Here is a 12,995-nt window from a genome sequence, read left to right as displayed (position 1 = left end):
GTCTGTTGCGCAATTCGTTTAAGGGAGCAGCTACGGCTGCTCCTTTTTTTCCGACATTGCTTGATCAGATGCCCAATGCCATCGTGGTGTTTGAGGCTGAGAGCCAACAATTGGTGTATGTGAATCCCTCTGCTGAGTCAGCTTTGGATCTTTCACGTAAATCACTTGAGGGTCAGTCTGTGCATGATTTGTTTGGTGATAACGAAGCCTTAAGCACCATGATTGATGAGATCAAGCTTGGGCATGCAGCTGCACAACGGCAAGAAATGATTTTGCACTCCTTGCCGGGAAGCATTCATCAAGACTCTATCCCTGCTCACGTTGTAGTAGCTCCTTTAGAGGATCCCGCCCTCATCATGATGGAGTGGTTTCCAATCGATCAGCAGTTGCGAAGCGAGCGTGATGAACGCGTGACTCAGCAGGTAGAAGCGAATAAACAGTTAATGCGCAACTTAGCGCATGAAATTAAGAATCCTCTCGGAGGAATTCGTGGCGCAGCACAACTCTTGGAGTTTGAGCTTCCCGATAAGGGCTTGCGCGAGTACACCCAAGTCATTATTAAAGAGTCTGATCGTTTGCAAACCTTGGTGGACCGCTTACTAGCACCACATCGCAAGGCACATCTGATGGAATCTTTTAATGTGCATGAGGCCTTAGAGCGCGTGCGCAGTCTAGTCTTAGCCGAGTTTCCCAAAGGACTCAGGATTATTCGCAACTATGACACCAGCTTGCCAGATATTTTGGGAGATCGAGAGCAACTCATTCAGGCTGTATTGAATATTGTGCATAACGCGGCACAAGCGCTCTCTGAGGAGATTCGCTTAGGTGTTGCTCAGATTGAACTCAAAACTCGTATTGCCAGGTCGGTCACGATTGCCCGGCATCGCTATAAGCTAGCAATGGATTTACATGTGATTGATAACGGTCCCGGAATACCGAAAGAAATTATCGAGCGTATATTTTTTCCACTGGTTTCTGGTCGAGAGGGTGGTAGTGGTTTAGGGCTCACCTTAGCGCAAACTTTTGTTCAGCAGCACCAGGGTTTTATTGCATGCAATAGCCGCCCTGGATGTACCGATTTTCATATTCAAATTCCATACCGTAGGCAGGAGAAAATATCATGAAACCAATTTGGATCGTTGACGATGACCAATCTATTCGTTGGGTTTTAGAAAAAGCTTTGGCGCGAGAAAATATTCCGCATAAGAGCTTTTCTAATCCGAATGATGTCCTTAATGCCTTAGAGAAAGAGACTCCTCAAGTCTTGATCTCCGATATTCGCATGCCGCGGGGTAATGGTTTGGATCTTCTGCAACATGTGAAGGCAAGCCATCCTAATTTGCCAGTCATCATCATGACTGCCTATTCGGATTTGGATTCTGCGGTTTCGTCTTTTCAAGGGGGGGCGTTTGAATATCTGACTAAACCGTTTGATGTCGATAAGGCGATTGAATTGATTCGTCGCGCTGTTGAGCAAGGAATTCGAAACGATTCAGGCTCCAAAGAATCAGCAGGCTGGAGGCAGGATGCCAGTGAGATTATTGGTCAAGCGCCTGCTATGCAAGAAATTTTCCGTGCAATTGGGCGTTTATCACAGTCTCATGCAACCGTTCTGATTACGGGTGAGTCTGGAACTGGTAAAGAGTTAGTGGCACATGCTTTACATAAACACAGTCCACGCGCTAAGGGACCTTTTGTTTCTTTGAGTACTTCAGCAGTTCCAAAAGACTTATTGGAGTCTGAACTCTTTGGTCATGAGCGCGGCGCTTTCCCTGGTGCCTTGACTTTGCGTCGTGGTCGTTTCGAGCAAGCTGATGGTGGCACATTATTTCTTGGTGAGATTGGTGATCTCCCATTTGATTTACAAACCAGGCTACTACGCGTTCTATCTGACGGACATTTTTATCGGATTGGCGGCCAAGATCCTATCAAGGCAAATGTGCGCATCATCGCCTCAACACATCAAAACTTAGAAGCACGAGTAGCTTCAGGTTTATTCCGCGAGGACTTGTTACATCGTTTGAATGTTATTCGTCTCCGGATGCCATCTCTGCGGGAGCGTAGTGAAGATATCCCAGTGTTAGCGCGGCACTTTATGCTTAGTTGCGCAAAGTCTTTGAATGTAGATCCTAAAAAGCTCTCCGATGAGGTCCTTAAAGAGATGGGTATGATGCCGTTTCCAGGTAATGTTCGTCAATTAGAGAACTTGTGTCATTGGCTTACTGTCATGACACCTGCCAATGTGATTGGCGTGAGTGATTTGCCCGCCGATATTGTTGCGCAGGCCAGCGAGTCACCAGTGGTATTGCGTGGTGAGTCCTCCCCAGTGAACCCCATTGCCGCCAAATCTGCGCCTAGCGATTGGGAGGGCGGTTTAGGACGTTTAGCAGTGAAGATGATTCAAGATGGCGATAAAGAGGTTTACGATGCGCTTTGTGCTCGTTTTGAAAAAGCAGTTCTACAAGCAGCGCTTGAAGTAACTCGTGGCCGTCGTGTAGAGGCTGCCCAACGTTTAGGGATTGGACGAAATACGATTACACGTAAGCTGCAGGAGCTAGGTATAGATGACTGATTCAGTCCGAATTGCGGCGTGGAATGTGAACTCCCTGAAGGTTCGTCTTCCACAGGTACTTCGTTGGCTGCAGGATCAAGAGCGCGCTAAGAAGCCTATTGATGCACTCTGTTTACAAGAGCTCAAGCTAACGGATGACAAATATCCTCATAAGGAGCTGGAGGAGGCTGGTTATTTGAGCTTAGCTGCTGGTCAAAAAACCTATAACGGTGTTGCTATCATTGTGCGTAAGGCTGCATTGGCGCCAATTGCAAGCGACTTAGAAACTACTTTTCTAAAGCCAATTCGAAATATTCCCGGCAATGCAGATGAGCAGCAGCGAATCTTAGCAGCAACGGTTTGTTTTGGCGGAATGCAACCAATGCGTTTGGTTTCTGCATACTTTCCTAATGGTCAATCACCCGATAGCGATAAATTTATCTATAAGCTAGCTTGGCTCAAGGCCCTACAAATCTGGTTGGGTTGCGAGTTAGATCAACATCCTCAACTGGCACTGCTGGGAGATTTTAATATTGCTCCGGACGATACAGATGTCCATGATCCCAAAGCTTGGGAGGGGCAAAACCTCGTTTCGCCACCAGAAAGAAACGCTTTTCAAGAATTATTAGGACTTGGACTGCAGGATTCTTTTAGGATGTTTGAGCAAGCACCTAAAACATTTAGCTGGTGGGATTATCGTATGATGGGCTTTAGAAGAAATGCCGGAATGCGTATAGATCACATTTTGCTTAGTAAGTCATTGCAAGAAAAATGCAGTTCAAGTATTGTTGATAAAGAACCACGAACATGGGAGCAACCCTCGGATCACGCTCCTGTAATCGCTACTATTCAGAAGTAATTCAATATTAAATTAAAAGTGAAACGATGATGAAATTAAGCAAACAAGTAGTTACATGCATTCTAACTTTCATCTCTGTTAATGCTTTAGCACTTACGCATCTGGACGGCAAGATGCCTTACGAAGATATTGAGGCGTCTCCGATAACTATCGTTGGGGCACCCAAAACAACCTTGGGACAAGATTTCAAATACCCGGCAGGTCAGCCACTCATTGAGGCTTTCAATATTGAAATCCCAGTAGGTAAGAAAACTAACCTTCATAAGCATTTAGTGCCGCTCTATATTTACGTGGTATCTGGAGATTTAGAGGTTGACTACGGCAGCAAGGGCAGCAAAATCTATAAACCTGGTACATCTTATATAGAAGCAATTGACTGGTGTCATATCGGCAAGGTTTCTGGCAAAGCACCTGTCAAAGTAATTGGTGTTTACCTGGGAGAGAAAACTCCCGACCAAATTAAACCCGTTGCCTGTACCAGTCCAAATTAACATTTCCAATGTTAGATAGGCAGTCGTCAAAGTATTTCAAGCTTGGTGTTAATGAAACCTTGCTTAAGCTAAATGAAAACTAAGCAACATCCGATAAAAGACCGCGAAGAGCTATTATTTTTGCTAACCGAAGCTGCGGAGTTAGAGCACACTGCAATGTGCTCATATTTGTATGCCGCTATGAGCCTGAAGCAATCTATTGAAGAAGGTGTTACCGAGCTAGAGCTTGCGAAGATTGAAGGGTGGCGTAAGCAAATCAGAGTAGTAGCTATCCAAGAGATGCGCCATTTAAATTTAGTTAATAATTTACTCTCCGCATTTGGATCTGCTCCGCATTTCTTCAGAGCAAATTTTCCAGTGCCGGCAGGTAGATTTCCAGCAAACCTAGAATTTACACTCACATCCTTTAGCGAATCGACCATTCAACATTTTTTAATGATTGAGAGGCCACTAGGAGTTAGCGTTTTAGATGGTACTGCTTTTCGTCACTTGCAACACTACCATCGAGAAATTCATGAAGAATTCCTTTCTCCTTCAGCTTGTGACTATCCAACGGTTGGTCATCTTTATCACAAAATTGCAAACGGCATTGATACCTTATCTGAAAAATTGGGGCATGATGCTCTTTTTATTGGCCATGCAGATGCACAAGTAGGCGGCAGTTTATTTTCCTTGCCTGGTTTATTTTCTGTCACAGACATTGCTTCTGCACATCGGGCAATTGAAAGCATTGTATTTGAGGGCGAAGGGGCGCCGGGACATTCAGAAGATTCTCATTTTTTCCGGTTTGAAACGATTGCACAGGAACTTAATGAACTCAAAACAGCAAGACCTGATTTTGAGCCCGCAAGATTAACGGCAGTTAATCCAGTCCTGCAGAACTCCTATGGGAAGAGTGGACAAGAAACAAACATTACTCATCCATTAGCTATGCGAGTAGTTGATTTGGGAAATTGTCTCTACACGCTGATGTTGCGGACCTTCACGCAAGTATTTTCCCCCAACCCTTTTCAGCAAAACATCAGAACAGAAATGGCGAAAGCTGCTACGAAGATGATGCATATCCTAATGTCTCTAGCAGATGCTGCTACTCATTTACCCATTAAGAAAGAGGGGGGCGATTTGAGGGCGTGTATTGGATTTGAAATCGTTGGCTCAATTACTCAGTTATCTCATCATAGCGCTTGCGAAGTCATTAGCGAAAGAGCATTTGAACTGGTATCAGCGATTCGTCTGCTAGAAAAGGAAATTGCTTTACCTGGTGTAGCCGATAGTCTCGAGTCAGTTGCTCAAAATTTGAAGATACTAAGACCTAGCGAATAAATAGCACTTTATTCTTTTACTGTTTTTGTAAAGCGGTAACCTAGCTGTAAGCCAAAGGTGGCTAGTAAGCCAATAATGAGTGCAATGTTTCCTGCAGGATTTGTCTTCAACCCATCAATAAATAGAAAAATAAATAGGGATACATTAATTGCTATTCCACACCATAGAATCCAAGCGGGAGCTCTCGTTTGATGGCGAATTCGCAAATGCCCAAAAGTAATGACAGCAAAGAGAATTAAAAAAGCCATACTGGCCATCTTGCCAACGATCTCCAGTGGAAAAGCCAACACTAGGGCGATTACAATTAATGCAGAAATGAGTAGAGGTCTTGTCTGACCATTCCCAATTACTTTTTCTATCCATTGAGCTTTAGGATGCGCATTTACTACAACGCCGAGTACCTTGGATGCGGTAAAAATAGTGGCATTTACTGCTGCTGCAGAAGCTAGTAAAGCAGCCAATCCAATCACAATAAATCCTGCTTCACCAGCGATAAGTTTAGCGCTGATACCCAGCATATTGCCTGGATCAGTTTGAATTACGCTAATGGGAGTAAGTTCTATTGCAATCCAACTCACTAAAACATACAGACATACGATCAAAGGAGTAGCAATTAACATTGCTCGAGGGATTGTTGTCTTGGGATTCGTCATGGAGCCTGCTGCACTGCTCACTACTGCAAAACCTTGGTAATTAACGTATAACATCCCAGTTGCAATTGCGATGCCTTCAAACGATCCGCCCGCAAAAGTTACATTAGAAAAATTAATATGGCTTAAGCCAATGCCACTAAATCCAAGAAGCGCCAGAAATACAAGACCAATTGCTATGGAACCTGCAATGCCTACTATGCGAGCGCCAAGCAGATTTAATAATGAAAAAATGATTACTAGTGCAGCCCCGATAAACTTAAGCTCTAAAGGGGAGAAGAAATTTCCAGTTAATACGGCGATAAATTCTGTAAATCCTGAGGCATATAGAGCGGTAGAAATTAAAAATCCAAGATAGAAGAATAAATTCATCCAGCCAGCAATAAAGCCATCTCCAAAGACTGTAACGATATATCCAGCGGGACCACCTTTTGCAGGAAAAGTGGCACTGATTTTTGCGCAAGAATATACGGTAAAAAATACTGCGATTCCTGCCAATAAAAAAGGGAAGGGAAAATGAGTGCCTGCTGTTAGAAAAGCAAATCCCAAAACCGTGAATAGACCAGAGCCCATCATGCCACTTAAGCTCATCGTAGTTGCAGAGAGTAAGCCAATATTTTCTGAAGTCTGCGAACTAGATACGGGAGTGGTATTCATCATTCCTTAAATTTGTATGCTTGGTATCCAAAGCACAAAACAATATTCATGCGACCCATTTGGCTGCTGATAGATTGCTTAAGCAAGGCCACCATGACGTAGTAAGGCATCGATACTAGGTTCACGACCGCGGAAGGCTTTGAAAGATTCTGCTGCTGGGCGACTGCCCCCTACCTCCAAGATTTCTTCACGATACCGAATACCAGTCTTAGCGTCTAGTATGCTACCAGTCAGCTTTGCTGCTTCCTCAAAAGCGGAATAGGCATCCGCTGATAAAACTTCAGCCCATTTGTAGCTGTAATAACCAGCAGCATAGCCACCAGCAAAGATATGGCTGAAGGTATTGATCCAGCGTGAAATCTCAGGTTGGGGAATGATGTTGTATTCAGCGGCCATACTTCTGGAGACGTCCAGTACAGCATGACCTTTAGCATGACTAGCGTTGAAGCTAGAATGTAAGCGCCAATCGGTTAATGACATCACAATTTGACGCAAGGTTGCTAATCCATTTTGAAAGTTTTTTGCAGCAAGCATTTTTTCAAATAGTTCGCGTGGCAATGGTTTGCCTGTTTCTATATGGGCAGTCATGTTTTCCAATACTTCCCATTCCCAACAAAAGTTTTCCATAAACTGGCTTGGTAATTCCACGGCATCCCATTCGACTCCGTTAATGCCTGATACGCCAAGGGCACCTACTTGAGTCAAGAGGTGATGTAAGCCATGACCACTTTCATGAAAGAGGGTGATGACATCATCATGAGTAATAGTGGGTTGACGTAATACGCCATCGACTTTTACCGGAGGAGCAAAGTTACAGACCAAATACGCAACAGGTACTTGAATCTCTCCATTAGATAGCTCTCGGCGACCTCGTGCATCATCCATCCAAGCCCCGCCTCGTTTGCCAGGACGTGCATAGGGGTCCAAATAAAAATAAGCTCTGATTAATCCAGAATGGTCTTTAACAGAAAAAGATTGCACATCATTGTGCCAAGTGGGCAAGTCTGCAGCTTCAATCTTGACGCCAAATAAAGTCTGGATCACCCGAAATAATCCCTCAAGAACTTTAGGTAAAGGGAAGTACTGCTTGAGCTCATTTTCAGAAAAAGAATAACGTTGTTGCTTTAGATGTTCGGATGCATAGGGAATATCCCAAGGCTGTAAGCCATCAGTAAGTTGTAATTCTGATTTAGCAAATTCTTGGAGTTCGATCCAGTCCTTTTGTGCGAATGGTTTTGATTTGGCAGCAAAGGTGCTCAAGAAAGCATCAACTTCATTAACGCTCCCAGCCATTTTTGCAGCCAAACTTAAGTCTGCATAATTGGCGAATCCGAGCATGTGAGCCTCTTCGTCTCGCAAACGGAGTTGCTCAATCATGTTTTGGGTGTTATCCCATTCCAACTTACCATTGCCGTATTGAGGTGCGAGCTCAGAAGCACGGGTGACATAAGCCTCGTACATCAAGCGACGTAGCGCCCGATTTTCTGCGTACTGCATTACGGGATAGTAGGAAGGGAAATGCAGTGTAAAGGCCCAACCTTGAAGACCCTTTTGTTCTGCTAGATCAACCGCAGCAGCAATGGTGTCTTCTGGGAGTCCGGCCAAATCTTGAATGTCAGCGACAACATGCACGAACCCATCCGTTGCATCAAGTACATGATCTGAAAAAGATTTACCTAGGACGGCTTGCTCATCTTGAATTTGAGCAAAGCGCGGTTTATCGGCATCACTAAGTTCTGCACCGCCCAAGCGGAAATCTCTCAGGGAGTTTTCAATCACCTTCTTTTGGGCTGATGTGAGTTTTTCAAATGCAGGGCTACTACGAAGCGCTTTAAACTTTTGATAGAGCGCTAGGTTTTGTCCTAAGCTAGAAAAGAACGCGGTCACTTTAGGAAGCATTTCTCCATAGGCAGTCCGTAATTGCGGAGTATCTGCAACACTATTGAGATGAGAAATGACCCCCCATGAGCGACCAAGGGATTCAGTAGCATCTTCAAGTGGCTCAACCAATGCATCCCAGGTAGAAGCAGTATCAGCATGGGTGGCAAGATCTACAGCGTTTTGAGCGTGTGCCAATAAAAACTCAATGGCGGGGGCTATGTGGGCTGGCTTCACTTCAGGATAAGCGGCAATTCCCCGCCCAAATGACAGGAGGGGATTATGTTGAAGTTGGGCTGGAACGGGGAAGGATGTTAAGTTAGTCATCCCTCTAGCTTAATGGACGACACTTCTTTTTGCCAAAATTGCTAAAAAATACCTTAAGGTTTGGCGGCCTTTTCAGCAGCCTCTAAAGTATTCATCAGTAGCATGGTGATTGTCATGGGGCCAACACCTCCAGGAACTGGAGTAATCCAGCCAGCGACATACTTTGCAGCATCGAAATCAACGTCACCGCAAAGCTTGCCATCAGGCAAGCGATTAATACCTACGTCGATCACCACGGCACCATTTTTTACCATATCACCAGAGATCATTTTAGGTTTGCCAGTAGCGACTACCAAAATATCAGCATCTTTTGTATGATGCGCTAAATCTCGAGTTTTGCTATTGCAAATGGTTACGGTAGCTCCAGCCTGGAGCAACAACATAGCCATGGGCTTACCGACAATATTAGAGGCGCCGACGATGACTGCTCGTGCGCCACGGATAGGGTAGTCAATGCTTTCTAAAATCTTCATGCAGCCGTAAGGTGTGCAAGGTTTAAAAGAAGGCTGACCAACCATGAGTGCGCCAGCGTTAGCCACGTGAAAGCCATCGACATCTTTTTCTGGTGCAATGGCTTCTAATACACGTTCAGCAGCGATATGCTCAGGCAACGGGAGTTGAACCAAGATGCCATGGATTACTGGATCGGCATTGAGGATCGCTATACGAGCCAATAATTCTTCTTCACCCAGTTCGACAGAGTAGCGCTCTAAAACCGAATGAAAGCCAACGTCTTCGCAAGCTTTGACTTTATTGCGAACATACACTTGGCTAGCGGGATTATCGCCAACTACGATGACTGCCAATCCAGGCCTTACACCTTTAGCAGTAACAATGGCGGCGCGAGCAGCAATTTCAGTACGAATTTTTTTTGAAAGCAGGTTTCCGTCTAGTAATTGGGCTGGCATATAACAAAAAAGGGCTTAATTGGGTTGAGGATCAGATAGGGCCAGGCGAAGTAAGTCTGCCACGGTATTGACGTTCAGTTTTTCCATGATATTGGCGCGATGGGCTTCAACTGTTTTAATAGAGATGCCAAGATCGTCTGCAATTTGCTTGTTTAAGCGACCAGCAACAATGCGTTCTAGAACTTGTCGTTCACGTCCAGTTAGCTTACTCAGTAAGCTTTGGGTTATTTTGCGTTGGCTAGCCTGAAAATAATCAATACGCGCTTTACTGAGCATGCGATCTACTAGTGCACATAAATCATTTTCTTTAAAAGGTTTTTCAATGAAATCTACTGCACCACGTTTCATGGTTGACACTGCCATGGAAACATCGCCATGACCAGTAATAAAGGCAACCGGCATTGGGAGATTCTCGCTAATTAAGCGCTCTTGTAATTCGAGCCCAGACATTCCTGGCATACGTACATCTAAAATGGCGCATGAGATGGTGGATTTATCTGTGCTTTGAAGAGACTGTAAAAAGCGCTCAGCACTGGCGTGGCAGCGAACTACATAACCATTGCTTTCGAGAAGCCATGTTAGAGAGTCGCGAACTGCCTCGTCGTCATCTACGACATACACGACTTCTGCTTGATTTGGTTTATTAGCGGCACTTAAGTTCATATTGGGTCTCGCGGTTTGATGCTGTTAATACTGCTCTTGGATCTCGTCCCGAGAATCCGGAGATTCTAGGGGTAGAAGTATTGTAAAGGTGCAGCCAACCATCTTGGTTTGTGCGCCATCCATGATGTTAGTAGCCCATAGGCGCCCATGATGAGATTCCACAATAGAGCGGCAAATATTGAGGCCCATGCCCATTCCATCTGATTTAGTGCTGAAAAATGGCTCAAACATGCGCTGGGTAACCGAATCGGCTATACCAGCCCCGTTATCTGTCACCCGAATTCGGAGCATGGCTGGGAAGATGCTCGTATCTAGGTCGGCACTAATATTGACTGGAGGGGCTGTCCAGCGGGAAGAGAGAGGGTAGGCCTCCCTTACACTATCGAGCCCATTTTTGAGCAGATTCACAAGTACCTGCAGGATTAAGACGGGGTCTAAATTAAGCTCCGGCAGATTATCTGCGATTGATGAAGTGATGCTGAGGCGATGGCGGTTTGCTTCAATTTCAACTAAGCCCACTGCGTCATTGATGATGTCTTTAATGGCGATAGACTTTCTTTGCGGCTCACTACGTTTTACAAATCCGCGGATGCGTTGAATAATGGTTCCAGCACGAAGTGCTTGTACGGAAGCCTTTTCTAGTGCCGGCATGATTTCTTTATTTAGGGCCGGATCCAAATGCCCATCAAGACGTTTTGCTACGCCCATACAGTAGTTTGAAATGGCAGATAAAGGTTGATTAAGTTCGTGCGCAAGTGAGGAAGCCATTTCGCCCATCGTGGTAAGTCGGCTCGTAAATTGCATCCGCTCTTCTTGTTGACGAGCTAAATCTTCTGCTTCTTTGCGTTGGGTAATGTCAGTTGCAATCAGCAGTTGCGCTAGGTGTCCATCGACCCAAGGAATAAAGCGTGAACGCACTTCATACCAGCGATTACTGCCATCACTCAATTGAACTTCCTCTGATTCAGATTCTTGATATAGGAAAGAAGTTGGAATCCCTGGAGGCGAATCTTGTAAATCCTCAGCGATATTACGCAAGGTTTTATTGCTATCTTCATTGCCAATTAACTGAAAGTGGCCTTTGGAGTCATTACCAAAATTTTCCCGATAAAAGCGATTAGCAAATAATAATTCATCGGTCTCAAGAGCGACTACAGAAACCGCAGCATCTAATCCTTCAAGCACTGTGGTGAAGCGCTCTTGAGATGCAGCTAATTCTTCCCGAATTTTATTCGGCTCAGATATATCAATCAGAGAGGTAACCCAACCCGTTTGCTTACCTTTTTCATTAATTAGAGGCGCGATGAAGGTTCTTGTTTGGATGAGTGTTCCGTCTTTACGTAAGATTGCGCCCTGTATTCCTGTCTTGAGGCCATCCATCCTGAGGGCTCGATTCATCTTTTCTATCAGCTCCTCCCATCTATTTTCGGGCCAGAAGGGGAATGGAGGGGATAGTCCAATCAGTTCATTAGCGGTCCATCCTGTCATTTCGCAGAAGGCACGATTTACATAGGTGATGCGTTTTTCCATGTCGTGCGCACGAATTCCGACGGGGGTAGAATTTTCCATGGCACTACGAAAACTAGTTTCAGTCCGCAAGTTAGCTTCAGCCTCTTGCCGCACTTGCATTTGTTTTAAGACGGACCACAAGCTCCAAATCACAAAAACACACAAACCAATGACGACGCCAATCAGCATGCGGAATGTCAGATTGGTTGGTGGTGGATAGGTATCTATTCGCAAGGTTAAGTTAGGGCTCAGCACGCCCATATCTAAACTGGTTTGATTGCTAAATGCCCTTTTGGGTGTATCTCGATCGGATGAGATTGCTAAAAGCTTTTCGTTGTCGGTTAATAAGGTGAATCGATATTGGCTTTTGAGATTACCGGGGATGACATCTAAAATTCCTTGGGTGGTGTAGAGGGCAGCCAAATAGCCCACAATCTCTCCGCCAGCAATATTCGGAACTACTTGCCAAAAAACAATTTTTCTCTCTCGTAGCAAAGGCTCTTCGCCAGATATATTGAGTGAGATAAATTGACTAAAGCTAGGTCTAATAGTGACACGACTTAGTTCAAGAGTGCTCTTGAGACTCTCATTGATTGCGGGGGCAATTTCTGCTTCATTAATCCAATCTGTTTTTGTGGTGGTCGGTGGCAGCATCCATTGGCGTTGCCTTTCCGCGCTGAGCCAAATAATTCTGATAATTTCATGATTGTTAAGAACGAGCTCACCTGCTTGTTCATAGGCAAGTTGTTTAAGCTTTTCTTGGTCATACGAGGCCGCGATTTCGCGATTGATTGCGATTAAGGCATCCGTGTTATTCGCAAATCGAAGTTCAATCCGTTGCTTAGCAAATGCAAGTTCACGAAATAAGGCCGATTCTTGCTGGCTTTTTTCCTGTAACTGTAAGGTTCCCAAAATCACGCCCATCACTGCTGTAAAGAGCACGATTGCCAAGAGGGGGGTGTAAACCAGTCTGAAGCCCCGGATTTTTCGGAGCCATTTAATGGGGCTGAGTTGCCAGATAGAGAATGCTGAAAATTTCATGAATGTAGGTCCATTTTGCCTCATTGGAGTCTTATTTCATGCTTTTACAGCCCTTCACTTGATTTTATTTGCGTTGCAATAAAAAACCACATTATGAGAAATACTATCATTATGTGGAAAATTGCTTGTTTACACCCA

General features: G+C 44.7%; 10 protein-coding genes. 5 read left to right on the top strand and 5 right to left on the bottom strand.

Going from position 1 to position 12,995, the window contains the following annotated elements:
* The first annotated feature begins 2 nt into the window (after positions 1-2).
* The 5 genes from glnL to ICN38_RS05175 all read left to right on the top strand — a co-directional run bounded on the left by glnL (position 3) and on the right by ICN38_RS05175 (position 5,224).
* Positions 3-1,124, top strand: coding sequence for a nitrogen regulation protein NR(II) (glnL, locus tag ICN38_RS05195; RefSeq protein ID WP_370624371.1), 1,122 nt, complete (start codon positions 3-5; stop codon positions 1,122-1,124).
* A complete protein-coding gene (ntrC, locus tag ICN38_RS05190) occupies positions 1,121-2,572 on the top strand; it encodes a nitrogen regulation protein NR(I) (protein ID WP_216255861.1) in 1,452 nt (483 codons plus the stop codon). Before glnL ends, ntrC begins: the two co-directional genes overlap by 4 nt.
* Positions 2,565-3,410 (top strand): exodeoxyribonuclease III, encoded by an 846-nt coding sequence (gene xth / locus ICN38_RS05185; RefSeq protein ID WP_216255860.1) that lies wholly within the window; start codon positions 2,565-2,567, stop codon positions 3,408-3,410. The genes ntrC and xth overlap by 8 nt, the downstream gene beginning before the upstream one ends.
* A 26-nt stretch (positions 3,411-3,436) precedes the next feature.
* Positions 3,437-3,901 (top strand): cupin domain-containing protein, encoded by a 465-nt coding sequence (locus ICN38_RS05180; protein ID WP_216255859.1) that lies wholly within the window; start codon positions 3,437-3,439, stop codon positions 3,899-3,901.
* 72 nt (positions 3,902-3,973) lie between these two features.
* Positions 3,974-5,224: a ferritin-like domain-containing protein gene (locus tag ICN38_RS05175; protein WP_216255858.1), complete on the top strand. Its 1,251-nt coding sequence runs from the start codon at positions 3,974-3,976 to the stop codon at positions 5,222-5,224.
* Positions 5,225-5,232: 8 nt separating this feature from the next.
* On the opposite strand, the gene ICN38_RS05170 is transcribed toward ICN38_RS05175, so the two are convergent.
* The 5 genes from ICN38_RS05170 to ICN38_RS05150 all read right to left on the bottom strand — a co-directional run bounded on the left by ICN38_RS05170 (position 5,233) and on the right by ICN38_RS05150 (position 12,857).
* Entirely contained in the window at positions 5,233-6,534 is a 1,302-nt protein-coding gene (locus ICN38_RS05170) for an APC family permease (protein WP_216255857.1), read from the bottom strand.
* A 75-nt stretch (positions 6,535-6,609) separates the two neighbouring features.
* A complete protein-coding gene (locus ICN38_RS05165; protein ID WP_216255856.1) occupies positions 6,610-8,736 on the bottom strand; it encodes a M3 family metallopeptidase in 2,127 nt (708 codons plus the stop codon).
* A 53-nt stretch (positions 8,737-8,789) separates the two neighbouring features.
* On the bottom strand, positions 8,790-9,644 hold the full coding sequence (folD, locus tag ICN38_RS05160; protein WP_216255855.1) for a bifunctional methylenetetrahydrofolate dehydrogenase/methenyltetrahydrofolate cyclohydrolase FolD: 855 nt from the start codon (positions 9,642-9,644) through the stop codon (positions 8,790-8,792).
* A 15-nt stretch (positions 9,645-9,659) separates the two neighbouring features.
* Positions 9,660-10,307, bottom strand: a complete 648-nt coding sequence (locus tag ICN38_RS05155; RefSeq protein WP_216255854.1) for a response regulator transcription factor — start codon at positions 10,305-10,307, stop codon at positions 9,660-9,662.
* 24 nt (positions 10,308-10,331) lie between these two features.
* Complete coding sequence (locus ICN38_RS05150) at positions 10,332-12,857, bottom strand: PAS domain S-box protein (protein WP_216255851.1); 2,526 nt, start codon at positions 12,855-12,857, stop codon at positions 10,332-10,334.
* Positions 12,858-12,995: the final 138 nt, after the last annotated feature.

Source organism: Polynucleobacter sp. AP-Melu-500A-A1 (assembly GCF_018882125.1).
Taxonomy (GTDB): domain Bacteria; phylum Pseudomonadota; class Gammaproteobacteria; order Burkholderiales; family Burkholderiaceae; genus Polynucleobacter.
Note: the sequence above shows the minus strand (reverse complement) of the source record. Positions and strands in the feature narration are given on the sequence as shown.